This window comes from Yinghuangia seranimata (assembly GCF_029953285.1).
Lineage (GTDB): Bacteria > Actinomycetota > Actinomycetes > Streptomycetales > Streptomycetaceae > Yinghuangia > Yinghuangia seranimata.
The window spans coordinates 1-25,850 of sequence record NZ_JASAOI010000030.1 but is presented as its reverse complement, the minus strand read 5'-3'; the positions used below and the strand labels follow the sequence as shown (position 1 = coordinate 25,850).

The window sequence follows — 25,850 nt, the reverse complement described above, 5'->3', positions numbered from 1 at the left end:
GCGAGGCTGACCGGTCATGCGCGGTGCCTGGCGGAAAGGTTTCCGTCGCCTCATCGACAAAGCACGGCACACGCGCGGTACGCCGCCTGACGCTATGTCGACGAGCGATGAGGGAAGTCCGGCAAACATCAACTAAGCCAGTGACACGGCCGTGTCCGAGACGGGAAACTAAGTGCCCCGACGAGGTTCGCACGTGACGGGATCCGAGATGGCCGAGGGCGAGCACGACGAGCGGGTGTGGGACCCGGCGCAGCGGCGCTGGGTGACCCGTCCGGGCCCGGGCAGCGGGCCGGACGACGACAGCGGGACAGCCCGGGGCGATGCCCCCGGCACGGCCACAGGCGGGGGTTCGGACATCGCGGCACAGCCGACGGAGGGCCGCCCCACCGTGGACCGACCGGGCACGGCCCGACCGGCCCAGGGCGCGGCGATACCGGGCAACTGGACCCCCGGCGCCGCCCGACAGCAACCGGCGGGCCCGATACCGGACCAGCCGACGACGCATCAGCCGCACCCGCCGCGCGCGATAGGGGCCGGGCCTGCGGTGCCAGGGCCGGCGGCGCCTGGGGCGAGCCCCGGTACCTCCGCCGGGGGGCCGCCGCCTATGCCCAGTCGGGCGCCTGACGTCCACCTCACCGGGACGCGTGGGCCCGTCGCGCCCGGGAACGGCGGTGACGCGACCCAGGACGGCGACCAGGTCGCTCCGGGGTGGTTCGCGCGTAGTCAGGAGCCGCCGCGCATGCCGCGCGGGGCGACGTTCGCGGATGCCGCGGCCGGGACGCGGACGCCGCCTCGCGGGACGCCGATGATTCCGCCGCCGGGTGGGGCGCCCGGGCCGTTCGGGCCGAGTCCCGCCACGCCCGCGCACGGCACGCCGGGGCCGGTGACCGCGGCCAACATGCCGACCGCGGCCGGAGGCGCCTGGGCGCGTATACCGTCCGCCCCGCAGCCGCCCGGCCCGCGCATCCCCGGACCGCCGCAGCCCGGCGGGCCCGGACCCGGTCCAGGTGCGCCCGACGGCGACGGCCGCCTGCGCACACTCGCGGTCATCACCGTGATCGTCATCCTGCTCGCCGCCGCGGTCACGGTGGTCGCGTTGCAGCCGTGGCACAAGAACGACACCGCGTCGGTCAGCGAGACCCCGTCGGCCGGCCCGCAGGGATCCGGCGCGACCAGCCGGTCGCCGCGCGTCAGCCCGTCCGGCGGCGGGAGCCCGTCGGCGAGCGGGTCCGCATCGGCCTCGGCGAGCCCGTCGCCGTCCACCTCGCCCACTGCGGACGCCGCCTCGCAGGCGTCGGCGCTCAGCGGCCTGTTGGACCGCAGCGGCAGTTCGCGTCAGTCGGTGGTCGACGCCGTCCGCAACGCCGACAGTTGCACGGCCCTGGGCAGCGCGGTCTCGGACCTCCAGCGCGCCGCCGACGCGCGCAACGGCCTGCTCCGCGAGCTGGACGGCCTGAAGTTCGACGCGCTCCCGGACGCGCAGAGCGCGATCTCGCAACTGCGGGTGGCGTGGCAGGAGTCCGCGACCGCCGACGCGCAGTACGCGTCGTGGGCCCAGGCCCAGTCCGACAACGGCTGCGGCGCGGGCGAGTCGCAGAAGGCGGCCGCGGACGCGGCGAGCGGCCGGGCCACCACCGCGAAGCAGGCGTTCGTCGCGGCGTGGAACCCGATCGCGACCCGGTACTCCCTCCCGACGAGGACCGATCTTGCCATCTGATCCGTGGGAGCAATGGGACAGCCCTCCGGCACCCCGGCGGCGTCCGCAGGCGCCGCAGGCGGCCGAGCCGCGGCGCACCCGCGTCGTGGTCGGCGCCGCGGTGGCCGCCCTGGTGCTGGTCGGCGGCGGTGCGCTCGCGATGGCCTGGACGGGGGACGACGGTTCGCCGACGCAGGTCGTCGGCGGGGCCACGGACCCGACCGCTGTCGGAGTTTCCACCGATTCGTCCGGTACGGGAGTTCCGAGCGGCTCGGGCGCGCAGCCCAACAACCAGGCCGCGCAGCCGCCGACGTCCTCCAGCGCGTCGGTCCCGGGCCCGCCCGCCGACTCCACGGCCCCGAACCCGCCCGCCACGCCCGCGAATCCGGGCAAGCCGCTGGCCGGCAAGACGATCGTCATCGACCCGGGCCACAACCCCGGGAACGCGCGCCACACGTCCGAGATCGGCAGGCAGGTCGACGCCGGCGGTTTCCGCAAGAACTGCGACGAGACCGGCACCGAGACGAACGCGGGCTACACCGAGGCTCAGTTCACCCTCGACGTCGCGCAGCGGGCCCGCAGGGTCCTGACCGACATGGGCGCGAAGGTCGTGTTCACCTGGGACAACGACCGCGCGTGGGGCCCGTGCGTAGACGAGCGCGCGCGGATCGGCAACGACGCACACGCCGACGCGGTGGTGTCCATCCACGGCGACGGCGCGCCCTCAACGGGCTCGGGCTTCCACGTCATCGTCCCGGCCACCGTGAAGGCGGGCACCGCGGACACCGGCCCGATCATCGCCCCCTCGCGCGCGCTCGGCGACGCGCTGGTCGGCGCCTTCACCCAGGCGACGCACTCGCACGCGGCCGACTACATCGGGACGGCCGGCATCGACGTGCGCTCCGACCTGGGCGGACTGAATCTGTCAAAGGTTCCCAAGGTCTTCATCGAATGCGGCAACATGCGCAACGCGGGCGACGCCCAGCGGATGACCGATCCGACGTGGCGGCAGACCGCGGCGGAGGGAGTCGCGAACGGCATCCGCGACTACCTGATGAAGGGGACGTGACCTCGACGCCCTGACGCCGCCGGGCCCCTGCCCGTGCGGCACCCCGTACGCAACGCACGACAGCACCGTTCCGCGCCACCGCGGGAGCACCGGCTCCCCCGCACCCGTCCGTCGGGCGTTCGGCCGCACTACGAACGCCGTGAGCGGGCGGGTCGCCGGGACCGGTCGCGCGCACGTCCCCATCGCGACCCAGAGGAGAATCGTGAACCAGAAAGGCCTGACACGGGGAGACGGCCTGGTCTTCGCCTGTGTGGCCCTCATCTTCGGCATGTCGTTCGCGCCCTTCTACAAGGTCGGCGAAACGTCCTCCAGCAACGACGACTTCGGCAGCTCGAGCAGCAGCAAAAGCAGCAGCCGCAAGGCCGCGCTGGAGTCGTTCGACTTCAACGCGTGGACGCAGGGCCTGTGGCCCGTCATGGCGGTGGTCGTCCTGCTGCCGCTGCTGGCGTTCGTGTCGCTGGTCGCGTACCGGTACATGCAGGGTGCCCAGGAGCGCACCGCGGGCGGGCTGACGTTCCGCCAGTGGGCCACGGCGTTCGGCGTGACGGCGGCGTGGGGCGCGACGTGGTCGCTGGGCGGCGACTTCTACAAGTCGCTGGCGGACGCCGCGGGCGGGGGCAACTCGAACGTGGACTCCGGGCACGAGTTCGGCGCGTTCGTGATCATGCCGGCCACGCTCGTGCTGGCGCTGCTGCTGCTCGTGATCGACCGTGTGCCGGGGCTGACGTACCCGCTGTTCGTGAGCCCGCCGGCGTACCCGCCGGGCTACATCCCGCAGCAGCCGGGGCAGCCGGGCTACACCGGGGGCTACGCGCCACCGATGGCGCCGCAGGGCGTGCCGGTCGCCCCGGTCGCGCAGATGCCGCCGCCCGCGGCGCCCGCCGCGACCCAGGCGCCCGCACCGGCGCCCACTCCCGCAGCGGGCTCGGCCGAGGCCCCCGCGGCCGCGGCGGAGTTCGAGCAGTTCTGGCTGGCCGTCCCCGAGGAGCGCCCGCTGCTCCCGCAGGGCGGCCTGGACAAGACCCCCGTCGCCACCCTGGTGCCGGGTACGTGGTACCTCGCCGTGGAGCCCGCGGGCGACGGCCTCGTCGTCGAGGTGGAGGGCAAGCGCGGCGTGCTGTGGAACACGGCCGGGATCCAGCGCGGCGAGTGAACACGAACGCAGCGTGACGAACCCCCGGACAGCAGTGGAACTTTTCCGGCAAATCGGGTCCCGCCGTGTCGCCCCCCGACCGGCGGCCCACCCGCCCCGTGCCGGATCTGGCACAGTGTCCGACCGAAAGACAACATCGGAAAAGGGCGTCGGCAGCGCGCGGGGGCGCGGCCGGCGCGGCAATCGGGTCGCCCCCGGATCAACTCAGGCGGCGCCCAATCCCCCTCGGGAGGAGACCCCTTAAGTGGATATCAAGAAGCTCACCCGCGGCGACGCGGTCATCGCCGCCTCGGCGCTGCTGGTGCTCATCTTCTCGTTCATGGACTACATGGGCGCGAAGAGCCAGAGCTACGGCGGCGAGACCTACAGCGGCCCGAGCGTCAACGCCTGGTCCGGTGACCTCGCTCCGGTGATCTCCGCCGTCGTCCTGACCTCGATCGCCGCGGCCGCGTGCGTGGTCCTCGGCCGGCTGCTGCCGTCGGAGCCCCGCCCGCTCGGCATCCCGCTGTCGCAGTTCGGTGTCCCGCTCGCGATCGTCGCGCCGATCAACGCCCTGTGGTCGCTGGCCGGCAAGGACGGTCTGGAGCTGAAGGTCGGCGGCATCTTCGTGCTGATCTTCGTGATCGTCGGCTCCGCCGCGGTCATCGCGACGCCGCTCGTGCCCGCGCTGAAGGCCCCGCTGACCGCCGGTGGCGGCGCTCCGGCCAACGCGTACGGCCAGCCGCCCGCGTACGGCCAGCCGGCGCCGCAGGCCGCCGGTGCCCCGTACGGCGGCGCCCCGGCCCCGGGCGGCTACGCGGCTCCGGCCGCCGCCGCCGCTCCCGCCGCGGACCCGTCGTTCCAGCCGTACTGGTTCTCGGTGCCCGACCAGCGCCAGCTGGTGGACGCGACGACCAACGCGCCGACGGGGTCGCTCAACCCCGGCGTGTGGTACCTCGCGGTGTCGCAGCACGGTGCCGGCCTCCTCGTCGAGGTCGACGGCGTGCGCGGCGTGCTGTGGAACCTGCAGGGCGTGCAGAAGGCCGGCTGACCCGGCTGTTCCTGGGACCCGGAGGGGCGTCCGCCGCGTGATCGCGGGGGACGCCCCTCCGGGCGTTTCGGCACCCCCATGGCCATCAAACTAAAACGTGTTCTACAGTGCGCAACGGAAGCCGACGGCCCGTCAGGTCCGTCCCCGGCCACGAGGAGATACGCGATGCGGCTCGGTCTGACCTTCGGATACTGGGGCCGAGGCCCCTCGGCGGGATTCGTCGAACTCGCCCAGGAGGCCGAGCGGCTCGGCTTCGACTCGGTGTGGACGGCGGAGTCGTGGGGCTCGGACGCGTTCACCCCGCTCACCTGGATCGCCGCCAACACCTCGCGCATCCAGCTCGGCACCGCCGTCACGCAGATGACCGCGCGCACGCCCACCGCGACCGCGATGCACGCGCTCACCCTCGACCACCTCTCCGGCGGCCGTGTGATCCTCGGCCTCGGGCTGTCCGGCCCGCAGGTCGTCGAGGGCTGGTACGGGCGGCCGTTCCCCAAGAGCCCGCTCACCTTCACGCGCGAGTACGTCGACGTGATCCGCCAGGTGCTGCGCCGCGAGGGCCCCGTCGCGCTCGAGGGCCGCTACGCGCAGCACCCGTACCGCGGCGAGGACGGCTCCGGCCTCGGCAAGCCGCTCAAGCCCATCACCCACCCGCTGCGCGCCGACCTGCCGGTGTTCCTCGGCGCCGAGGGCCCGAAGAACGTCCACCTGACGACCCAGATCGCGGACGGCTGGCTGCCGCTGCACTGGTCGCCCTACAACCCCGCCGTGTACGGCGAGTCGCTGCGCGACAAGCCCGAGGGCTTCCGCATCGCGCCCATGGTGCAGGTGTCGATGGCCGACGACGTCGAGCAGGCGATGTTCCCGATCAAGGCCGCGATGGGCTTCTACGTCGGCGGCATGGGCGCGAAGTCCAAGAACTTCCACGCCGACCTGATGCGCCGCTTCGGATACGCGGAGGAGGCCGACCGCATCCAGGAGCTGTTCTTCGAGGGCCGGCGCGACGAGGCGATCGCCGCGGTGCCGAGCGCGTTCGTCGACGAGATCGCGCTCGTCGGGCCGGCGGACCGGATCCGCGAGCGGTTCGCGGCGTGGGAGGCCGACGAGCACGTCACCGACATGATCGTGACGACGCGCGACCCGGCCGCGCTCAAGCTGCTCGCGGACCTCGCGAACGGCTGACCGCGGCACGGCGGTCCGGCAGGACGCGGACGACGAGGGGGGGGCCGCCCGCGGCGGCCCGCCCCTCGCGCGTCTTCCGGGGCGCCCGTGACTAGAGCGCCGACAACGCCAACCACCGGTCGAGCAGGGCCCGGTCGCCGAACACCTCGACCTTCGCGTCCGCCAACGCGCCGTCCAGTCCGCCGCGCCGGTACAGCACTTCGAGCACCGCCCGGCTGTCGCCGCGCAGCGCGACGTCGCCCTTGGCGTGCCCGCGCTCCCAGGTGTAGCCGTCCGGCGTGAGCGTCACCGTCCACTCCCCCGCGACCCCGCCGGAGGTGTGGAAGTGCAGGGTCTCGCCGTTGCCGTGCGGCCGCTGGTCGACCGGGCGCGGCCCCGCGCCGGGCATGACGGCGAACAGCTCGTCGATGCAGTCCACGGCGGCGGCCGGCGTGATCTCCGGCTCGACGCCGGCCGCGAGTTCGGCGTCGACGCGGTGCATCAGCGTCTCGTGGAACATCCGGCGGCTCCAGAAGCGCACGTGCGGCGCTCCCCCGAACGTCCACGCCTCCGCGTCCGCCCCGGCCTCCCACAGCGTCTTGGCGGCGCGCTCCGCGCCCGCGACGAGCCACGCCGGGTACTCGGCCCGGTCGGCAGGCAGCCCGATATCCACGGAACGGGGGTCGACGGGCGCGGCCGGCGAGGCGGCGACGGCGTTGGCGGCCGCCCACGCGTGTGCGATGGCGACGTGCTTCACCAGCTTGGCGAGCGTCCATCCCGGACAGCTGGGCACGGGTGTGTCGAGGTCGGTGTCCGCCGCGATCTCGGCGATGCGGGCGGCCTGTTCGACGAACAGGCCGCAGTACGTCGCGTGGTCCCACGCGTAATGCGGGTCGGCCATGGCGTGTCCCCGTCCTCCGTGTGAGCCGGACGAACCGGCAGGGCCCGATCACCGTAGCGCCAGGAAACGCGGATTCCGACCCCGTGCGAACGATCACCACCGACCGGTTCGCAAACGTGGGATACGCACAATCCGACCCGCCCCCACCTGCGAGGTCTCCGTGTGCCGCGCCGACGGAAAAGGGCGGGCCGCACGGCCCGCCCCACCCGTTCACGCCGGCGTCGGCGTCAGCCCGACTCGACGCACAGCTCCGAACCGCAGCGCACCTCGCCCGGGGCGAGGCCGATCGGCAGGCCCGTCTCGCCGTAGCCGCCGTCCTCGCCGCCGAACACCGTGGTGGTGGCCGGCTCGCCGCCCAGGACGGCGGTGGCCAGGATCATCGCGCCGGCCGTCCACGCGGTGCGCTCCTCGGGCCAGATCGCGTCGTCCTCGAAGACGTAGCCCGTCCAGTAGAGGCCGTCCTCGTGCCGCAGCCGCTGCATCCACGAGACGATCTCGACGGCGCGGTCGCTCTGCCCCAACGCCCACAGGGCGATGGCCAGTTCGCAGCTCTCGGCACCGGTGACCCACGGGCGGTCGGAGACGCACCGCGCGCCGAGGCCCGGGACGACGAAGGTGTCCCAGTGCTCGGCGATGCGCGCCTCGGCGGCCTCGCCGCGCAGCGCGGTGCCGAGGACCGGGTAGTACCAGTCCATCGAGTAGCGGTTCTTGTCGAGGAACCGCTCCGGGTGCGCGACGACGGCGTGGCCGAGCCGGCCGGTGGCGAGCTCCCAGTCGGGCTGCGGTTCGCCGAGGTGGTCGGCGACCGCCAGCGCGCAGCGCAGCGCCTGGTACATGCTCGACGAGCCGGTCAGCAGCGCGTCGTTGACCGGCGTGCCGTCGGCCTCGCGCTTCCAGCGGATCTCGCCGCCGGGCGCCTGGAGGTCGAGGATGAACTGGGTGGCCGACTTCAGGTGCGGCCACATGCGAACGAGGAACTCCTCGTCGCCGGTGAGCAGATGGTGGTGCCACAGGCCGACCGCGAGGTACGCGGTGAAGTTGGCCTCCTTGTTGTGGTCCGTCACCAGGCCGTCGGTGTACGCGGCGTACCAGGACCCGTCGGGGTTCTGCCGCGACGCCAGCCAGCGGTACGCGCGTTCGGCGAGGTCGTGGCGCCCGGCCAGGTCGAGGGCCATCGCCGCCTCGGTGTGGTCCCACGGGTCCAGGTGCCCGCCGACGAACCACGGGATCGATCCGTCCGGCCGCTGGACCGAGGCGATGCCGTCGACCGTGCGGGCGATCTGATCAACCGTCAGGACCCCGTCCAGGGCGAGGAGTTCGAGTGACTCCCGGCCCGTGCCCCCGTGGGCCCCGCGGCGGCTCACGCCGCCACCTCTGACTTGGCGTCCGCACGGTCGCGCGGCTTGACGGCGTACACGACGTAGCTCTTGCCGATGAGCGGGTTGAGCGCCTTCTCGGCCCAGCGGGTGGCCTTGGGAGCCTTCATGATGTCCCACACCAGGAGCTTGTGGTACGCCCGCACCGGCAGCGCCTTGTCGTTGTCGACGCCCACCGCGCACTTGATCCACCAGTACGGCGAGTGCAGCGCGTGCGTGAAGTGCTCCGCGTACTGCTCGAAGCCGGCCGCCTCGACGCGCTCGACGAGCTCGTGGCCGCGGTAGATGCGGATGTGGCCGCCCTCGACCTCGTGGTAGGCGTCGGAGAGCGCCCAGCACACCTTCTCGGGCCCGTAGCGCGGCACGGTCATCGCGGCGAGCCCGCCGGGCTTGAGGACCCGGAAGATCTCGGCGAGCACGCCCTTGTCGTCGGGGATGTGCTCGAGGACCTCGGAGATGATGACGCGGTCGAAGCTGTCGTCCGGGAACGGCAGCGCGAGGGCGTCGCCCTCTATCGCGATCGCGTTGGCGCCCTCGGGCGCCTCGCCCGCCTCGGCCATGGCCGCGAACAGCGCGTTGACCTCGCGCACGTCCTTCTGGTTGCGGTCCAGCGCGACGACGTCGGCGCCGCGCCGGAACGCCTCGAAGGAGTGACGGCCGCCGCCGGCGCCGAGGTCCAGGACCCGGTCCCCCGGCGCTAGCGGAAAGCGTGAGAAATCCACGGTGAGCAAGTCGGCGGCTCCGTCTCCTGTGCGGTACTGCTGCGGTACTGCGGGGGTACAGCGCGTGCTGCTGCGGGTGGTGCGATGCGGTGGGGGTCGGCGGTGCCGGCCGGTCAGGCGCCGCGCTTGGCGCCGGCCGCCTCGATGGCCGCGCGGTAGCGCTCTGCGGTCCTGGCGGCCGCGTTGCGCCACGTGAAGTGCTCGAGGACGCGGGCGCGGCCGGCGGCGGCCAGCCGGGCTCTCAGGTCGGCGTCGTCGAGCAGCCGGCCGAGCGCGACGCGCAGTGCCTCGGCGTCGCCGGGCGGCACCGCGAGACACGTCTCGCCGTCCGGGCCGGCCACCTCGGGGATCGCCCCGCCGGTGCTGGCCACCAGCGCGGTGCCGCAGCTCATGGCCTCGGCGGCGGGCAGCGAGAAGCCTTCGTACAGCGAGGGTACGCACGCCACCTCGGCGCTGCGGACCAGGTCGACCAGTTCGGCGTCGGTGAGGTCGCTCACAAAGCGCACGGCGCCGGTGAGGCCGAGCCGGTCGATGGCCTTCATGACCGGCCCGTCCGGGCGCGGCTTGCCGACGACGACCAGTTCGGCGTCGCGCTCGGTGCGCAGCTTGGCGAGTGCCTCGACGAGGTAGATGAGGCCCTTGAGCGGCACGTCGGCGCTCGCCGTGGTGACGATGCGGCCGGGCACCTTGGCGACCGCGTCGCTCGGCGAGAACAGCTCGGTGTCGGCGCCGACGTGGATGACCTTGACCCGGGACGGCGAGACGCCCAGGTGCTCGACGATCTCGGCCTTCGAGGAGCCGGAGACGGTGACCACCTCGGGGAGGCGGGCCGAGACGCGCTTCTGCATCGTGGTGAAGCCGTACCAGCGGCGCAGCGTGATCTTGCGGCGCAGCGTGGTGGCCTCGGCGAGTTCGAGGCCGCGGTCCACGGTGATGGGGTGGTGGATCGTGGTGACGAGCGGGAAGCCCATGCGGGGCAGCGCCAGCTGGCCGTAGCCGAGGGTCTGGTTGTCGTGCACGACGTCGAACTCGTCGCGGCGGCCGCGCAGGTGGCGGGCGGCGCGCAGGGAGAACGTCAGCGGCTCGGGGAAGCCGGCCGCGAGCATGCCGCCGACCTCGAGGACGTCGATCCAGTCGCGGTACTCGCGCAGCGCGGGCATCCGGAACGGGTCGGGCTCGCGGTACAGGTCCAGGCTCGGCAGCTTGGTGAGCTTGACCGGGTTGCCGGGGACGTCGTCGACGACGGCGTACGGCGGTCCGGTGATCACCTCGACGTGGTGGCCGAGCCGGGCGAGCTCCCGCGACAGGTGGCGCACGTACACGCCCTGGCCGCCGCAGAACGGGTCGCCCCGGTACGCCAGAAGGGCGATTCTGAGCGGCCGATCCGCTGCGGAAGGCACGGCGGTGGCCGGGGTCTGCGCGGCCGCCACGGTCTCCCGTATCACGAATGGCCCCCTTCGACGCTCTTGGCGGAGCATAGTAGTCGCGTAATCTAGAACGAGTTTCAATATTGGCCCGTCGGAACCTGCAAGATACCGCCGGGCACCGGCCACACAGGCCACGGCGTGACCCGTAACACACGCCACGGCCGTATCTGAAGTGCAGTCAGGTGAACACCAGTGTCCGGCATGCCCAGGACGACGACAGACGGGCGGATGATGACGACGTACACGAAGGCAGCGGGCGCGCCGCTCACCGAGCGCCAGGAGGCCCGCAGACGCAGGATCCTGCGCGCCACGACCCGGCTCGCCGCGCAGGGCGGCTACGACGCGGTGCAGATGCGGGAGGTCGCCGAGCTGTCCGAGGTCGCCCTCGGAACGCTGTACCGGTACTTCCCCTCGAAGGTGCACCTGCTGGTCGCGACGATGTACGACCAGCTCGAGCAACTCGGCGGCCAGCTGCGCCGCAAGCCCAACAAGGGCCTGCCGCCGCGCGACCGCGTCGTCGACACGCTGCTGCGCGCGTTCCGCGGCATGCAGCGCGAGCCGCACCTGACCGAGGCGATGATGCGCGCGCTGCAGTTCGCCGACCGCTCGGTGTCCGCCGAGGTCGACGGGGTGAGCCGGATCACCACCGAGATGATCCTCGACGCCATCCACGAGGACCTGTCGGTCGAGCCCAGCACCGAGGAGCTGGCGGTGATCCGGGTGATCACGCACACCTGGCACTCGTCGCTGATCTCGTGGCTCAACGGCCGCGCGTCGATCGCCCAGGTGCGCCTGGACATCGAGACCGTCGCCCGGCTGATCCCCGACGAGGAGCCGGCCGCGGCCGCGGCGCGGGCCGCCGCGGAGGACACGCGCGGCGAGTGACACGTGTCGACCGGGGCGCGGCCAGGCGCCCCGGCGGGCACACGGCGGAGGCGGGCCCCGGGCGACCACAGCCCGGAACCCGCCCCTCGTTCAGCGCCGTTGCACGGCCGCGGGGGCCGTCAGGCGGGCGGGAACAGCGTCTCGCCGGTCTCCGCGTTCACGATGCTGATCGCCTCGACGGGGCAGCTCTCGGCGGCCTCCATGATGCCGTCGGACGCGTCCAGGATCTCCAGGCGCGGGTGCGACTGCCGGGCGGCGTCGAGCTTGAAGTCATCGGGCGCGCTGCCGATGCACATGCCCGATCCGATGCAGACGCTGCGGTCGACCTCGACGCGCCACTTGTCGGCCATGGGAGTTGCCACCTCTTCGTTCTGGGTCGTCATGCTCGTTCTTGCGCGATGCCGTCGTTCCGGTCGTGCGGATCGTGCCGTACGGGTGCGGGCTGCCCGCGGTCAGGCCTGGTAGTCCTTCGGGAGCGCGATCGACTTGCTCTCCAGGTAGGCGGCCAGGCCCTCGGGGCCGAACTCGCGGCCGATGCCGGAGTTCTTGAACCCGCCGAACGGGCCGTTGAAGTCCACACCGTACGTGTTGACCGAGTACGTGCCGGTGCGGACCTGGCGCGCGATGTCGATGCCGCGCTCGACGTCCTGCGTCCAGACGCTGCCGGACAGGCCGAACTCCGAGTCGTTGGCGATCTTCACGGCGTCCGCCTCGTCGCCGTACGGCAGCAGGCACACGACCGGGCCGAAGATCTCCTCCTGCGCGATCCGCATGGAGTTGTCGACGTCGCCGAACAGCGTGGGCTCGACGTACCAGCCGGTGGGCTGCGACTCGGGGCGGCCGCCGCCGGTGAGCACCTTGGCGCCCTCGTCCTGGCCGATGCGGATGTAGTCGAGCGAGCGCTGCTGCTGGCGGCGCGCGACCAGCGGGCCGACCTGGGTGGCGGCGTCCAGCGGGTCGCCGACGACCAGTTCGGAGACCCAGGCGGCGATGCGCTCGGAGATCTCGTCGTAGCGGCCGCGCGGCACCAGGATGCGGGTCTGCGCGACGCACGCCTGGCCGTTGTTCATGAACGAGTTCGGCATGAGCGTCGTGACGGTGTGCTCGAGGTCGGCGTCCGGGAGGATGATCGCCGCGGACTTGCCGCCGAGTTCGAGCGTGACGCGCGTGAGGTTGCGGGCCGCGACCTCCATGATGCGCTTGCCGGCGTTGACCGAGCCGGTGAACGCGACCTTGTCGATGTCCGGGTGGCCGACGAGGTACTCGCTGACCTCGCGGTCGGCCGGGACGATGTTGAGGACGCCGTCCGGGAGGCCGGCCTCCTTGCATATGTCCGCGAGGAGGTAGGCGTCGAGCGGCGTCTCGGGGGACGGCTTGAGCACCACGGTGCAGCCGGACGCGAACGCCGGGCCGAGCTTGGCGGCCGTCACGAACTGCGGGACGTTCCACGGCACGACGGCCGCGACGACGCCGACCGCCTCCTTGCGGACCAGCAGCGGGTTGAGCACGCCGGCGCGCTTCTCCTCGAACGGGAAGGCGCGGGCCGCGTTGATGGCCGAGTCGTACAGCATGCCGGCGCCCATCGACTGGGCGAAGATGCTCCACGAGTACGGCGAGCCGTTCTCGGAGCTGATCAGGCGCGCGATCTCGTCGTAACGCGTCATGAACGCGTCCTTGATGCGCCCGACGATCTCCAGGCGCTCCTCGAGCGCCATGCGCGGCCAGGGGCCCTCGTCGAAGGCGCGGCGCGCGGCGGCGACGGCGCGGTCGACGTCTTCCTTGGCGGCGTGCGGCACGCGCCCGATGACCTGCTCGGTGTGGGGCGAGACGACCTCGATCACGTCCGACCCGGCCGGGTCGACGAGGTGCCCGTCGATGAACAGTTGGCCGTACTCCAGGACGTCCGTCACCTGGTCCTCCTCGTTGTCCGCCGGGCGTTTCCGACCACGCCTCCGCAGTAGAACAGATATCAGTTCCGGAGTGCGGGAACAACGGATTCGGGCCCCGGATGAGACTGGAGTCTCACCCGGAGTCCCGCTCCGGACGGACGTCCCGGGAGAATGACGCCCGACACCCCGTCGACTTTTACTAGACCTCGTCAATTATATTGCGAGGGCGAACCGTGCACAGTGCACCGATCCGGGAGGGCGCGATGACGGCCACGGAACCTGACGAGACGTCAATCGACAGCGCCGTCACGGACCTCGGCGGCGGGGTGTGGACGATCCCCGTACCGATCCCCGACAACCCGCTCGGGAACACGCTCGTCTACGTCCTGGAGAGCGACCGCGGCCCCGTCCTGGTCGACGCCGGCTGGGACGACCCGCGCTCGCTCGCCGCGCTGACCTCCGGGCTCACCGCGATGGGCACCTCGCTCGCCGACGTGCACGGCGTCATCGCGACGCACAACCACCCCGACCACCACGGGCTCACCTACGCCGTCGTGGAGGCGTCGGGCGCGTGGGTCGCGATGCACGAGGCCGACGCGGCGCACGTCGAGCTCATCAACACCTCGCCGCGGTCGCGGTGGCTGGAGCACCACCTCGAGGTCCTGCGCGCGGCCGGCGCGCCGCAGGAGGCGCTGGACGCGCTCACCTCGACCCGCAAGGCCTCCGGCGTCGTCTCGCCGCGGTTCCGGCTGGCCACCCCCGACCGGAACCTCGTCCACGGCGAACTCGCCGACGTGGCCGGGCGCGACGTACGGATCGTGTGGACGCCCGGGCACACCCCGGGCCACGTCTGCCTGTTCCTCGAGGAAGGCGTCGGCACCGGCCCCGACCGCGCCGGACGTCTGCTGTCCGGCGACCACCTGCTGCCCGGCATCACACCGCACATCGGCCTGTACGACGACACCGACGAGGCCGACCCGCTCGGCGACTTCCTCGCCTCCCTGGCCAAGGTCGCCGCGATGCCGATCACCGAGGTACTGCCGGCCCACCAGCACATCTTCACCGACGCCCCCACCCGCGTCGCCGAGATCACCGCACTGCACGAGGAGCGCCTCGTCGCCCTCCACGCACGCCTGGCCGCGACCCCGCTGACGCTGTGGGAGATCGCCGTCGGCATGGACTGGAACCGCCCCTGGTCCGAACTGGGCGTCCAGAACCGCCAAATAGCCCTGAGCGAAGCCGCCGCCCACCTCCGACACCTGGTCAAACGCGGCCAGGCGGGAGCGGTCTCGACCGACGACCCGATCCGCTACGGCGCGACGGCATAGCGAGGGCGCACTCCGCGAGGGGAACGACAGTGCGCGAGCGCGCCAGCGCGCCGCGCACCACCCCGAAAGCGCAACTACCCACCGCCAAAAGCACGCTGCGGCCCCGCCTCCCGCGCTCCGCGCGGGAGCGCGGGAGCGCGGGAGCGCGGGAGCGCGGGAGCGCGGGAGCGCGGGAGCGCGGGAGCGCGGGAGCGCGGGAGCGCGGGAGCGCGGGAGCGCGGGAGCGCGGGAGCGCGGGAGCGCGGGAGCGGGCCTGCCCTGGGGTCCGCTCCCGCGGCTCGGTTACAGGCGTTGGATGATCGTGCCCGTGGCCTGGCCGCCTCCGCCGCACATGGCGATGAGGGCGAACTCCTTGTCGCTGCGTTCGAGTTCGTGGAGCGCGGAGACCAGCAGGCGGGTGCCGGTCGCGCCGACCGGGTGGCCGAGGGACAGCGCGCCGCCGTTGACGTTCACCTTCGACATGTCCGCGGCGAACGCCTTCGTCCAGGCCAGCACCACCGCGGCGAAGGCCTCGTTGACCTCGACCAGGTCGATGTCGTCGAGGCTCATGCCCGCACGGCCGAGGACCGCGCGGGTGGCCGTAATGGCTCCGTCCAGGTTGAGGGACGGGTCGGAGCCGACCAGGGCCTGGGCGACGACGCGGGCGCGCGGCCTCATGCCGAGTGCCGTCGCCGACTTCTTCGACGCCCACAGGATCGCCGCCGCGCCGTCGGAGACCTGCGACGTGGTGCCGGCCGTGTGGATGCCGCCGGGCAGGACCGGGCGCAGCGCGGCGAGGGCCTCGAAGGAGGTGCCGCGCACCCCCTCGTCCTCCTCGACCAGGCGGAAGGCGTCGTCGCCGGCCGGGACCTTGACACCGAACGTCTCGTGCTTGAAGCGGTGGTTGTTCCAGGCCTGGCGGGCCCGCTCCTGGGAGAGCAGGCCGAGCCCGTCGGCGGCCTCGCGGGAGACGCCGTACTTGCGGGCGATGCGCTCGGCGGCCTCGTACTGCGTCGGCAGGTCGATGTCCCACGTCGCGGGGTAGGGGCTGCCGGGCCCCTGCGTCGCGGAGCCGAGCGGGACGCGGCTCATGGACTCGACGCCGCACGAGATTCCGACGTCGATCGTGCCGCCCGCGACGAGCCCGGCGACCAGATGCGCGGCCTGCTGGCCGGAGCCGCACTGGGCGTCGACGGTGGTGGCGCCGGTGTCGTACGGCAGGCCCGCCGCCAGCCACGCGGTGCGCGTGACGTTGGCGGCCTGCTCCCCCGCCTGGGTGACGCAGCCGCCGACGACCTGCTCGACGAGGTCGTCGTGGGCGCCGGAGCGGTCCAGCAGCTCGCGGTAGGTCTGTCCCAGCAGCTCGGTCGGGTGCAGTTCCGACAGCGCGCCGCCCCGCTTGCCGATCGGCGTCCGCACTGCCTCAACGATGACGGGTTCAGCCATGACAGGTCCTTTCGTCGTGGAGGGTTTCTAACCCCGCGCCGAGGACCCGCACAAGAGGTTGACATGCTCCAAACAGTCACGTACATAACGGAACATTTCGGACTGTCAGCCGACCCTAAGACATGTTTTGCGGCATTTCACAGTCGGCGTGAACCACCGTCAGAAACGTTTCACCGCACCGGAGTCCGCACCCGGACGGGGGCGCCGCGCGGCACCGCGCGACGCCCCCGTCCGACCCCTCGTCGGACCGGCTATGACCTCTGTCACCCGGCGGGACCGGTCCGCACCGGCTCGCGCTCCAGTTCCTCGGCCTCCGCGTCGGTGAAGACCCTCGACCGGATCAGGAACCGGAACCCGGTCGGCGCCTCGACCGAGAACCCGCCGCCGCGGCCCGGTACCACGTCCACCGTCAGGTGCGTGTGCCGCCAGTACGCGTACTGCGCGGCACTGATGTAGAACGGCGTGCCGGCCACGTCGCCCAGGTAGACGTCCGCGTCCGACACCCGGAACTCGCCGCGCGGGTAGCACATGGGCGACGACCCGTCACAGCACCCGCCGCTCTGATGGAACATCAGCGGCCCGTGCTGCTCCGCCAGTTCGTCCACCAGTCGGGCGGCACCCGCGGTGATGGCGACCTTCTCGACCATCGGCGCTCCCCGGCCTAGAAGAAGCCGAGCTTCTTGGCGCTGTAGCTCACCAGCAGGTTTTTGGTCTGCTGGTAGTGGTCGAGCATCATCTTGTGCGTCTCGCGCCCGATGCCCGACGCCTTGTAGCCGCCGAACGCCGCGTGCGCGGGGTACGCGTGGTAGCAGTTCGTCCACACGCGGCCGGCCTTGATCTCGCGGCCCATGCGGTACGCGCGCGTGGCGTCGCGCGTCCAGACGCCCGCGCCGAGCCCGTACAGCGTGTCGTTGGCGATGCGCAGCGCCTCGGCGTCGTCCCGGAACGTCGTCACCGACACCACGGGGCCGAAGATCTCCTCCTGGAAGATCCGCATCTCGTTCGTGCCCCGGAAGATCGTCGGCTCGACGTAGTAGCCCTCCTCCAGGCCCGGCACGGTCTTCCGGTTGCCGCCGACGAGCACCTCGGCGCCTTCCTGCCGGCCGATGTCGAGGTAGGAGAGGATCTTCTCCAGCTGGTCGTTGGACGCCTGGGCGCCGACCATCGTCGCCGGGTCCAGCGGGTCGCCCTGCACGATCGCCCGCGTGCGCGCGACGGCCTTCTCGATGAACGCGTCGTAGATCGACTCCTGGATGAGCGCGCGCGACGGGCAGGTGCACACCTCGCCCTGGTTGAGCGCGAACATCACGAAGCCCTCGACCGCCTTGTCCAGGAAGTCGTCGTCGGCCGCGAGCACGTCGGAGCAGAAGATGTTCGGGCTCTTGCCGCCGAGTTCGAGCGTCACCGGGATGATGTTCTCGCTCGCGTACTGCATGATCAGCCGGCCGGTCGTGGTCTCGCCGGTGAACGCGACCTTCGCGACCCGCTTGCTGCTCGCCAGCGGCTTGCCGGCCTCGAAGCCGAAGCCGTTGACGATGTTGACGACGCCCGGCGGCAGCAGGTCGGCGATCATCTCCATGAGGACGAGGATCCCCACCGGCGTCTGCTCGGCCGGCTTGAGGACCACGCAGTTGCCGGCCGCCAGCGCGGGCGCGAGCTTCCACACCGCCATCAGGATCGGGAAGTTCCACGGGATGATCTGCCCGACGACGCCGAGCGGCTCGTGGAAGTGGTAGGCGACCGTGTCGTCGTCTATCTGCGCGATCGATCCCTCCTGCGCCCGGATCGCACCCGCGAAGTAGCGGAAGTGGTCGACCGCGAGCGGCAGGTCGGCGGCCAGCGTCTCGCGGATCGGCTTGCCGTTGTCCCACGTCTCGACGACCGCGAGCTTCTCGAGGTTGCGCTCGATCCGGTCGGCGATCTTCAGCAGGATGTTCGAGCGCTCGGTGGTGCTGGTGCGGCCCCAGCCGTCGGCGGCGGCGTGCGCCGCGTCCAGCGCCAGCTCGATGTCCTCGGCGGTGGACCGCGCCACCTCGCAGTAGACCTGGCCGGTCACCGGCGAGACGTTGGGGAAGTACTGCCCACGCACCGGCGGCACCTGCTTGCCGCCGATGAAGTTGTCGTACCTGTCCTGGAAGTTGACGAGGCTCCCGGGCTGACCCGGCCGCTGGTACACCATGTGACCTCCTCGGCGCGCACGAAAGGCCGTACCGCACAAGGGCGGTGACCGACCCTCAGATACCTGCTCGAAACTAGTAGTAGTCACGTGATCACACCAGCTGTCGGGGCGCACTGATCCGCGGGACACGCGCCCGGGCACGCCCGCCCCGCGCCTGTCGGCCGCGTCGGGCGCTGGGTACGCTTCGCGACATGCCCAACTACGAGTTCCGCTGCCGCGCCTGTGGCGACACCTTCACGGTCTCCCGCCCGATGTCCGAGTCGGGTGCCCCGGCCGTGTGCCCGGCCGGGCACGAGGACACGGTCAAGCTCCTGTCGGCCGTGGGCATCGCCCGCGCGGGCGGTGCCGCCCCGATCAGCGCGCCGCGCCCGGCCGCGGGCGGCGGCGGGGGATGCTGCGGGGGCGGCTGCTGCGGCTGACCGCCGCCGAGACGGGCTGAGGCGCGGCGGCGCGCTCCTTATCCGGCGGCCGGCACCTGGGCACGCGCCGTCGCGATGACGTGCGGGCCGAGCGCGTTGGTCCCCGTGACCGAGAGCGTGACCTCGTCGCCGTCCACCGCGGTGACCTCGCCCGTGAGGGTGAGCGTGTCCCCCGTGTGGTTCGGCGCGAGGAGGCGCAGGTCGACCTCCAGCAGCCGGGTCGCCGGGCCGCCCCAGTCGGTGACCACGCCGCCGACGAGGCCGGTGGTGGCCAGGATGTTGGTGAAGATGCCGGGGCGGCCGAGCGACGACCGCGTCCAGTCCGCGTCGTGGTGCGCGGCGTAGAAGTCCTGGGTCGCGAACGCCGTGGCGATCACGAACGTCGGCGTGATCGGGATCGTGGTCACGTCCGTACGGTCGCCCACCCGCGGCGCCTCGGCGCGCGGGGCGCAGGTCCGGCCGCTCGCGGGGGTCGGCGCCGCCTGGGCGCGCGCGGAAGCCGTCGCGGCGGGCGCGTCCGGGGCCGCGGCCGCTTCCGGGGTCCGGAAGCAGAGCACCGTCCAGTCGACGGTCGCCACGTTCCGCTCGTGCTGGTCGCGGAACGTCATGCGGGTGGTGACGAAGTAGCCGTACCCCAGCGCGGTCCGCTTGCACGGGGACACCGTACTGAGCACGGTCTCGCAGCTGAGCGTGTCGCCGAGCACGGCCTCGCGGTGGTACTGCTGGCGGCAGTGGGTCGCCGCGCGTGCCGTGTAGCCGTGGGCGGTGAGCAGGCGGTGGACGGCCGCAGCCGGGTTGACGGGCGCGTCGCCGTCCTTCGCGGAGGCCGTGGCGCCGCCCAGGTACGGCGCGTACCCCGGCACCTGGGGCAACGTGGCTGCCAGCGCCGGGAGTTGCGGCATCGTCCAGGCCTGCACCATGGTCGGCGGGGCGACGACGCCGGGGCGGCCGGTCGCCTCGGCGGCGGCCGGGTCGCGGTAGACCGGGTTGGGGTCGCCGAGCGCGTCGGCCCAGATGTCGAGCATGGGGGCGTTGACCGCGTATCGCGCGCGCACTGCGGACGCGGTGCCCTGGGCGACGCAGTCCTGCAGCATCGCGTCGAGTTCGACGGTGCCGTCCGTCGCGCCCTCGAGCGTGTCGGCCGTCATGCCCACCCCCTGGCTTCCCCACGATCGCCGGTTCCGCCGCACACCCTACCGATGTGCTTGACAGAAGCAAGGGTTAACGGCGGTTCCGCACCGGGGCCCGCTCGGCCGACGTCAGCGGGCGGCCGAGTCCACGGCCTCGGCGGCCAGCGCGTCCGGGATCTCCTCCGCCAGGTCCCAGCGGGCCAGCGCGCGGCGGTCGAGCAGCGTCACCGCGTCGGCGGCGCGGTCGCGGGCCCGCGGCGAGAACGTGCCTCCGGTGGTCGCCAGTATGCGGACCCGGTCGGCGTGCTCCTCCGCCTCGGCGAAGCGCTCGACGGCGTCGCCGGTGACCGTCGAGGCGCCGGACACGCTCCGGCAGCGCACGACCAGGCGGGTGCCGGTCGCCGACGAGGCCGTGACGTCGACGGAGTAGGCGTCGTCCTGGACGCGGGAGGTGGCCACCTCGCTCGCCGCGTCCCGCCGGCACAGCTCGGCGACGTGCTCGGCGAGCCGCGCCGGGTCCATGCGGTCGAGGCGCTGGAGCGCGACCCGGGCCGCCCGGTCGCCGACCGCGCGCGACGGGCGGGCCGCGCCGCGCGGCCGGCGGTACACGAGCCACCACACGAGCACCGCGAGCAGCACGCCGCCGCCTGCGCACAGCCGGAGGTCGTACGGGTCCTGCGACACCTTGGCGCCCTTGAGCACCGCCCACAGGCCGTACACGAGCAACTCGACGCCGGCCACGAGCAGGACCAGCCCGGCCGGCGACCGCCACCGCCCGCTCGCGTCGCGCGCTGTGCCGTCGCCACCCCGTGCCATGCCTGCCGCCCCCTAGGTCGCGCCTTCGGCGGGAGCCCGACGGCACGGCCCGTCCGCGCCGGCGCCCGTCACCGCCGTCTGTACCCGCCCTGACGATCGAAATCGCCCGGTGGTTCCCTTACTTCCGGAACGTGGGCGGGCTCACGCCTGGTCGGGCAGGTTCGTCCACCCGCGCCCGTCGGCCTTGCCGTACCAGCCGCTCGCCGCAGTGGTGCCGCCGTCGACGGGGATCAGGTGCCCGGTGACGAACGCCGAGTCGTCGGAGGCCAGGAACAGCACGACGCGCGCGTAGTCCTCAGGCTCCCCGAACCGGCCGAGCGGCACCCAGGAGCCGATCAGCTTCGGGTCGCGGCCGCGCAGCATGGCCTCGTACGGGGTCTGGAGGGTCTGCGCCAGGTCCGGGGCGATGCAGTTGACCCGGACGCCCTTGCGGCCGACGTCGACGGCGAGGCTCTTGGTGAACGCGATGATCGCCGCGTTGTACGCCGAGTACACCGGGCAGCCGGGGATGCCGCGCAGCGCCTCGACCGTCGAGACGTTGACGATGCTGCCGGCCCCTCCCTCGATCATGGTCGGCAGGATCGCGTGGGTCACGCGCAGCACGTGCTCGAAGTTGATCGCGTGCGACGCGGCCCAGTCCTCCTCGGTGCTGCGCAGGAAGGTCGACGAGGGCCGGTAGTCGCCGACGTTGTTGACCAGCACGTCGACGCGCCCCTCGGGGGTGGCGGCGAGCGCCGCGTCACGCAGCCGGGCGACGGTCTCGGGCTCGCGGATGTCGCCGACCACGGTGACCGCGCGGCCGCCCGCCTCGGCGATGTCCTTCGCGGCGGCCTCGGCGTATCCCGCGTCGATGTCGTTGAGGACGACGACCGCTCCCGCGCGGGCCAGCAGCCGGGAGACGCCGCCCCCGATGCCCGCGCCACCCCCCGTGACGATCGCGACACGGCCGGCCAGCGGTTCCGGGTTCAGCACTCTCCATCGCCTCCGAATATGACGACCCGTCAGATACAGGCATGTTTATCGGAGGGGCCTGCGAGGTCAAGCGTCGGGGTGCGCGGACCGGACCGGTGGGGTCGAATGGACGGCGGGACGTCCGGGTACGCCGAGTACATGGTCGGCGAACAGGTGACCGCGTTCACCCACACGGACGAACCCAGCCGGTTCGCGGACCGGCCGCCCGGCGGCGCCCCCGGAGGCACCGCGGACGACGGGATGCCGAGGACGGAGACACGGCCATGAGCGAATCGCACCCCAAGGTCTACGAGTCGACGGACGTCACCGTGACGTTCGACGCGCACCGCTGCATGCACTCCGGCGAGTGCGTCCGCGGGCTGCCCAAGGTGTTCGACACCAGCCGCAAGCCGTGGGTGGACCCGCAGGGCGCCACGCCGGAGGAGATCGCCGAGGTGATCTCACGCTGCCCCAGCGGGGCGCTGCACTACACCCTGACCGGCGGTCCTCCCGAGGACCCGACGCACCCGACCACGGTCACCGCGGTGCCGGGCGGACCGTTCGTGGTCCGCGGGCACCTGGTGCTGCGGACGCCGGACGGCAAGCACAAGCACGAGATCCGTGCGGCGCTGTGCCGGTGCGGGCGCAGCGGTAACCAGCCGTACTGCGACGGCAGCAACGACTGCCTGCTGGAGGACAAGGACTGGAAGTAGCCGGCGGCGCCGCACCGCCGGCGCGGGCGTTCCCCCCTGGGAGAACGCCCGTTTTCCATGCCCCGCGCCGGTCGGGCCGGTCGGGCCGGGCCGGGAAGGTCGCTCAGCCGGCCAGCAGCGGTACGGCCACCAGCATCAGCGCGGCGATCTCGTCGGCGCAGCGCAGGTACGCGTCGACCTCGTGGCCTCCGGGGTCCTCGACGTCCTCCCAGCCCGGGTCGAGGTCGGCCCCGGCCGGGCCGAGGGCCGCGACGCGGGCGGCCAGCGGCTGCGGCCCGGGCGGGAGGTGCGCCGCGAGCCGGTGCAGCGTCACGGTCTTCGCGGCGGCCTCGGGGTGGTTCCGGCGGACGTACGCGACGTGCTCGCACGCCAGCGCCACGACCACGTCCGCCTCCGCGACGTGGTCGGCGGTCATCTGGGTGCTGCGGTGCCCGTTCGCCGTCAGGCCCAGCGCGGTGAACGCCTCCCGGGTGCGCCAGCTGACCGGCTGCCCCTCGACGACGAAGGTGCCGGCCGTCCGGACCCGCCACTCCGGCCGCGCGGCGGACGCGAGCGCCCCGGCGAGCACCGAGCGGGTGGCGTTGCCGGTGCAGATGAACAGCAGCGAGGGCGGCGAGGTGGGCATAGCCGAAGGCTAGACGGTGGCCGCGGCCCGGGCGGAAGGCGTCCCGCTCCGCCACGTAGGCTCGACACCGTGGAAAGCCTGCGCCTGATCGACTCCTGGCCCGTCCCGAACGCCGCCGCCGCGGTGGTGCGCGCCGACGGGACCGTCCTCGGCACCCGGGGGCCGGTCGACCACCCGTTCCGGCTGGCGTCCGTGACCAAGCCGCTGACGGCGTACGCGGTGCTGGTCGCGGTCGAGGAGGGCGGGGTCGAGCTCGACGAGCCGGCCGGGCCCGAGGGCGCGACGGTGCGGCACCTGCTGGCGCACACCGCCGGGTACGCGTTCGACCACGAGCGGGTGATGGCCCGTCCGGGCGAGAGGCGCATCTACTCGAACGCCGGGTTCGAGGTGCTCGCCCGGCACGTCGAGGAGAACTGCGGCATCCCCTTCCCGGTCTACCTCAACGAGGCGGTCTTCCGGCCGCTCGGCATGGCCGACACCCGCCTGGACCGGGACGAGTCGCCCGCCGCCGGCGCCGTGTCGACCGTCGCCGACCTCGCCCGGTTCGCCGCCGAGCTGATGGCGCCGAAGCTGCTCGCCCCGGAGACCGTCGCGGAGGCGACCTCGGTGGCGTTCCCCGGTCTCGACGGCGTCGTGCCGGGGTACGGGCTGCAGCGCCCCAACGACTGGGGCCTCGGCTTCGAGATCCGCTGCACCAAGTCCCCGCACTGGACCGGCCTGAAGAACTCCCCCGCGACCTTCGGGCACTTCGGGCAGCGCGGCACGTTCCTGTGGGTCGACCCCGCGGCGGGCGCCGCGGCCGTCGCGCTGGCCGACCGCGACTTCGGGCCGTGGGCGGTCGAGCACTGGCCGCCGTTCAGCGACGCCGTGCTCGCCGAACTCGGCTAGCCCGCCCGGCCGTTTGGTCGTCCGGCGGGGCCCACGCGCACGCGAATCAGTCATATAACGATCCGGCGGCCGGCCAACCCACCAGGCCGTTTCAGCGGCGTCGGAATTTCCTGATGTATCCCTACATGGGCGCTGACCTGCGCCGACTTATGTGACACATCGTCAATTTCCCTGATCGAAATTGACAAGGTGTCCATTGCCCGTGCGATCCCGTGCCGGAATCGTTCATGCCCTAGCGGAACCGGGCCCGCACTTCCGAGACGTCGGGCCCGCGAACCCGGTTCCCGTTCCTCCGCCTTGCCCGCGCTCGCCCGTCTCGCCCGCGCACGCCCTTCGCCCAGCACCCCTGTGCCCCGCCGCGCGCTCGCATCGCGCTTTCCAGGAGGTCCGCCGCATGAACTCCCAGGACTTCAGCTCCGGTTCCCCGTTCCAGCGCCCACTTTCCGGCGGGCAAGCGCCCGACCTCGGCCCGGAGTTCGCGGCCGCCCTGGAGCGGATGCCGTCGCACGTACGCGCCGCCGCGATCCGCACCATGACCACCGGGCGCGGTGCCGCGCTGCGCCGCGCCCGCACGGCGAGGGCGGAGCAGGCGTCCGCGATATCGCGCCGCACGATGCTCCGCGGCACCGCCGCGGCCGGCCTCGTCGTCGCGGGCGGCGGGCTTTTGACGGCGTGCGGCGACGACAGCGGCGGGGGCGGCGGTTCGGACGTCGTCTTCTCCAACTGGCCGCTCTACATCGACGTCGACGAGAAGGACGAGAACAAGCACCCGACCCTCGACGCGTTCACGAAGGCCACCGGCCTGAGCGTCAAGTACACCGAAGACATCAACGACAACAACGAGTTCTTCGCGAAGATCCAGCCGCAGCTGGCCAAGGGCCAGGACACCAAGCGCGACCTGATCGTGCTCACCGACTGGCTGGCCGCGAAGATGATCCGCCTCGCGTACGTGCAGAAGCTCGACCCCACCAACCTGCCCGACGCGCAGAAGAACCTCGACAAGCGGTTCATGGGCAACACATGGGACCCGACCCGGTCGTACGCCTACCCGTGGACGCAGCTCGCCACCCTGATCGCGTACAACGCCAAGGCCACCAACGGCTACGAGCCCAAGTCGGTCGAGGACCTGCTGACCGCCCCGCAGCTCAAGGGCAAGGTCGCGCTGCTCACCGAAATGCGCGACACCGTCGGCATGGTGATGCTCTCGATGGGCAAGAAGACCGAGTCGTTCAACGACGACGACTACAAGGCGGCCATCGACAAGATCCAGAAGGCCGTCGACAACCAGCAGATCCGCCGCTTCACCGGCAACGACTACGCGCAGGAGCTGCAGTCCGGTGACATCGCCGCGTGCCTGGCCTGGTCGGGCGACCTGATCCAGATCCGCAAGGACTCGCCGGATGTGAAGTTCGTGATCCCGGACCACGGTTACGCCACCGGGACCGACGAGATGCTGGTGCCGATCAAGGCGCAGCACAAGGCGAACGCCGAGAAGCTCATCAACTTCTACTACCAGCCGGCCATCGCCGCGCAGCTGACCGCGTCGATCAACTACATCTCGCCGGTCTCCGGTGTCCGGGACGAACTCCTCAAGCTGGACCCGACGATGGCGGACAACCAGCTCGTGCTGCCCTCCGCGGAGACTACGGCGAAGGCGCACGCTTTCCGGTCGCTCACCGAGGAGGAGGAGAGCCGGTACGAGGCGATGTTCAGCAAGCTCACCGGCGCCTGAGCCGACCACGCACGCGGGGGCCCGCACCCGGGCCCCCGCCCAGCTCCCCGGACCACCAAGGCCAAGGATCAGCATGAGCGAACAGGCGCGGCACGCGGGCAGGGTCGAACTCGCGGGCCTCAGCAAGCGGTTCGGCGCGTTCACCGCCGTCCACCCGATGGATCTGACCGTCCCCGAAGGCTCGTTCTTCGCGCTGCTGGGCGCTTCGGGGTGCGGGAAGACGACGACGCTGCGGATGATCGCGGGGTTGGAGGAGCCGTCGTCGGGTCAGGTGCTGATCGGTGGTGCGGACGTGACGGGGCTGCCGCCGTACAAGCGCCCGGTCAACACGGTGT

26 protein-coding genes are annotated in these 25,850 nt (G+C 72.5%); 13 read left to right on the top strand and 13 right to left on the bottom strand.

Annotated elements, in window-relative coordinates; genetic code table 11:
* Positions 1-883 precede the first annotated feature (883 nt).
* The 5 genes from QI554_RS20580 to QI554_RS20560 all read left to right on the top strand — a co-directional run bounded on the left by QI554_RS20580 (position 884) and on the right by QI554_RS20560 (position 6,130).
* The gene (locus QI554_RS20580) at positions 884-1,717 is read left to right on the top strand and encodes a hypothetical protein (RefSeq protein ID WP_281471616.1); all 834 of its coding nucleotides are present in this window, start codon (positions 884-886) and stop codon (positions 1,715-1,717) included.
* Positions 1,707-2,765: an N-acetylmuramoyl-L-alanine amidase gene (locus QI554_RS20575; protein WP_281471615.1), complete on the top strand. Its 1,059-nt coding sequence runs from the start codon at positions 1,707-1,709 to the stop codon at positions 2,763-2,765. The genes QI554_RS20580 and QI554_RS20575 overlap by 11 nt, the downstream gene beginning before the upstream one ends.
* Before the next feature lie 202 nt (positions 2,766-2,967).
* The gene (locus QI554_RS20570; protein ID WP_281471614.1) at positions 2,968-3,918 is read left to right on the top strand and encodes a hypothetical protein; all 951 of its coding nucleotides are present in this window, start codon (positions 2,968-2,970) and stop codon (positions 3,916-3,918) included.
* Between the two features lie 244 nt (positions 3,919-4,162).
* Complete coding sequence (locus QI554_RS20565) at positions 4,163-4,948, top strand: DUF5336 domain-containing protein (protein ID WP_281471613.1); 786 nt, start codon at positions 4,163-4,165, stop codon at positions 4,946-4,948.
* A 165-nt stretch (positions 4,949-5,113) separates the two neighbouring features.
* Entirely contained in the window at positions 5,114-6,130 is a 1,017-nt protein-coding gene (locus tag QI554_RS20560) for an LLM class F420-dependent oxidoreductase (protein WP_281471612.1), read from the top strand.
* A 91-nt stretch (positions 6,131-6,221) separates the two neighbouring features.
* Here QI554_RS20560 and QI554_RS20555 read toward each other — a convergent pair whose 3' ends face one another.
* The 4 genes from QI554_RS20555 to QI554_RS20540 all read right to left on the bottom strand — a co-directional run bounded on the left by QI554_RS20555 (position 6,222) and on the right by QI554_RS20540 (position 10,553).
* Positions 6,222-7,010 carry a maleylpyruvate isomerase family mycothiol-dependent enzyme gene (locus QI554_RS20555; RefSeq protein ID WP_281471611.1) on the bottom strand — a complete coding sequence of 263 codons (789 nt, stop codon included), beginning with the start codon at positions 7,008-7,010 and terminating at the stop codon, positions 6,222-6,224.
* 227 nt (positions 7,011-7,237) lie between these two features.
* Positions 7,238-8,317 carry a prenyltransferase/squalene oxidase repeat-containing protein gene (locus QI554_RS20550; RefSeq protein ID WP_281471683.1) on the bottom strand — a complete coding sequence of 360 codons (1,080 nt, stop codon included), beginning with the start codon at positions 8,315-8,317 and terminating at the stop codon, positions 7,238-7,240.
* A 53-nt stretch (positions 8,318-8,370) separates the two neighbouring features.
* On the bottom strand, positions 8,371-9,117 hold the full coding sequence (locus tag QI554_RS20545) for a class I SAM-dependent methyltransferase (protein WP_281471610.1): 747 nt from the start codon (positions 9,115-9,117) through the stop codon (positions 8,371-8,373).
* 104 nt (positions 9,118-9,221) lie between these two features.
* Complete coding sequence (locus QI554_RS20540) at positions 9,222-10,553, bottom strand: glycosyltransferase family 4 protein (RefSeq protein ID WP_281471609.1); 1,332 nt, start codon at positions 10,551-10,553, stop codon at positions 9,222-9,224.
* Positions 10,554-10,736: 183 nt separating this feature from the next.
* On the opposite strand from QI554_RS20540, the gene QI554_RS20535 reads away from it, so the two are divergent.
* A complete protein-coding gene (locus QI554_RS20535) occupies positions 10,737-11,420 on the top strand; it encodes a TetR family transcriptional regulator (RefSeq protein WP_281471608.1) in 684 nt (227 codons plus the stop codon).
* 119 nt (positions 11,421-11,539) lie between these two features.
* Here QI554_RS20535 and QI554_RS20530 read toward each other — a convergent pair whose 3' ends face one another.
* Positions 11,540-11,770, bottom strand: coding sequence for a ferredoxin (locus tag QI554_RS20530; protein WP_281471682.1), 231 nt, complete (start codon positions 11,768-11,770; stop codon positions 11,540-11,542).
* Between the two features lie 102 nt (positions 11,771-11,872).
* Positions 11,873-13,330 (bottom strand): aldehyde dehydrogenase, encoded by a 1,458-nt coding sequence (locus QI554_RS20525; protein ID WP_281471607.1) that lies wholly within the window; start codon positions 13,328-13,330, stop codon positions 11,873-11,875.
* 242 nt (positions 13,331-13,572) lie between these two features.
* Between QI554_RS20525 and QI554_RS20520 the strand changes: the two genes are divergently transcribed.
* A complete protein-coding gene (locus tag QI554_RS20520; RefSeq protein WP_281471606.1) occupies positions 13,573-14,637 on the top strand; it encodes an MBL fold metallo-hydrolase in 1,065 nt (354 codons plus the stop codon).
* Between the two features lie 282 nt (positions 14,638-14,919).
* Here the strand turns inward: QI554_RS20520 and QI554_RS20515 are convergent, their stop codons facing one another.
* The 3 genes from QI554_RS20515 to adh all read right to left on the bottom strand — a co-directional run bounded on the left by QI554_RS20515 (position 14,920) and on the right by adh (position 18,241).
* On the bottom strand, positions 14,920-16,062 hold the full coding sequence (locus tag QI554_RS20515) for a steroid 3-ketoacyl-CoA thiolase (protein WP_281471605.1): 1,143 nt from the start codon (positions 16,060-16,062) through the stop codon (positions 14,920-14,922).
* A gap of 263 nt (positions 16,063-16,325) precedes the next feature.
* Entirely contained in the window at positions 16,326-16,709 is a 384-nt protein-coding gene (locus QI554_RS20510) for a DUF779 domain-containing protein (RefSeq protein ID WP_281471604.1), read from the bottom strand.
* Positions 16,710-16,723: 14 nt separating this feature from the next.
* On the bottom strand, positions 16,724-18,241 hold the full coding sequence (gene adh, locus QI554_RS20505; RefSeq protein ID WP_281471603.1) for an aldehyde dehydrogenase: 1,518 nt from the start codon (positions 18,239-18,241) through the stop codon (positions 16,724-16,726).
* A 191-nt stretch (positions 18,242-18,432) separates the two neighbouring features.
* Between adh and QI554_RS20500 the strand changes: the two genes are divergently transcribed.
* Positions 18,433-18,660: an FmdB family zinc ribbon protein gene (locus QI554_RS20500; RefSeq protein ID WP_281471602.1), complete on the top strand. Its 228-nt coding sequence runs from the start codon at positions 18,433-18,435 to the stop codon at positions 18,658-18,660.
* Positions 18,661-18,698: 38 nt separating this feature from the next.
* Here the strand turns inward: QI554_RS20500 and QI554_RS43400 are convergent, their stop codons facing one another.
* From QI554_RS43400 to QI554_RS20480, 3 genes are all read right to left on the bottom strand, one after another.
* Positions 18,699-19,808, bottom strand: a complete 1,110-nt coding sequence (locus QI554_RS43400; RefSeq protein WP_343230799.1) for an FAS1-like dehydratase domain-containing protein — start codon at positions 19,806-19,808, stop codon at positions 18,699-18,701.
* 111 nt (positions 19,809-19,919) lie between these two features.
* Positions 19,920-20,606, bottom strand: a complete 687-nt coding sequence (locus QI554_RS20485; RefSeq protein ID WP_281471601.1) for a restriction endonuclease — start codon at positions 20,604-20,606, stop codon at positions 19,920-19,922.
* A 141-nt stretch (positions 20,607-20,747) separates the two neighbouring features.
* Complete coding sequence (locus QI554_RS20480) at positions 20,748-21,578, bottom strand: SDR family NAD(P)-dependent oxidoreductase (RefSeq protein ID WP_281471600.1); 831 nt, start codon at positions 21,576-21,578, stop codon at positions 20,748-20,750.
* A 105-nt stretch (positions 21,579-21,683) separates the two neighbouring features.
* Here QI554_RS20480 and QI554_RS20475 point away from each other — a divergent pair, with 105 nt between their 5' ends.
* Positions 21,684-21,845, top strand: a complete 162-nt coding sequence (locus QI554_RS20475) for a hypothetical protein (protein WP_281471599.1) — start codon at positions 21,684-21,686, stop codon at positions 21,843-21,845.
* Positions 21,842-22,270: a (4Fe-4S)-binding protein gene (locus QI554_RS20470; protein ID WP_281471598.1), complete on the top strand. Its 429-nt coding sequence runs from the start codon at positions 21,842-21,844 to the stop codon at positions 22,268-22,270. The genes QI554_RS20475 and QI554_RS20470 overlap by 4 nt, the downstream gene beginning before the upstream one ends.
* Positions 22,271-22,373: 103 nt before the next feature.
* On the opposite strand, the gene QI554_RS20465 is transcribed toward QI554_RS20470, so the two are convergent.
* On the bottom strand, positions 22,374-22,895 hold the full coding sequence (locus tag QI554_RS20465; protein ID WP_281471597.1) for an arsenate reductase/protein-tyrosine-phosphatase family protein: 522 nt from the start codon (positions 22,893-22,895) through the stop codon (positions 22,374-22,376).
* A gap of 69 nt (positions 22,896-22,964) precedes the next feature.
* On the opposite strand from QI554_RS20465, the gene QI554_RS20460 reads away from it, so the two are divergent.
* From QI554_RS20460 to QI554_RS20450, 3 genes are all read left to right on the top strand, one after another.
* Positions 22,965-23,783 (top strand): serine hydrolase domain-containing protein, encoded by an 819-nt coding sequence (locus QI554_RS20460; RefSeq protein WP_281471596.1) that lies wholly within the window; start codon positions 22,965-22,967, stop codon positions 23,781-23,783.
* Positions 23,784-24,315: 532 nt separating this feature from the next.
* A complete protein-coding gene (locus QI554_RS20455) occupies positions 24,316-25,515 on the top strand; it encodes a polyamine ABC transporter substrate-binding protein (protein ID WP_281471680.1) in 1,200 nt (399 codons plus the stop codon).
* A 73-nt stretch (positions 25,516-25,588) separates the two neighbouring features.
* Positions 25,589-25,850, top strand: a 262-nt coding sequence (locus tag QI554_RS20450; RefSeq protein ID WP_281471595.1) for an ATP-binding cassette domain-containing protein, incomplete at its 3' end; no start/stop codon positions are given.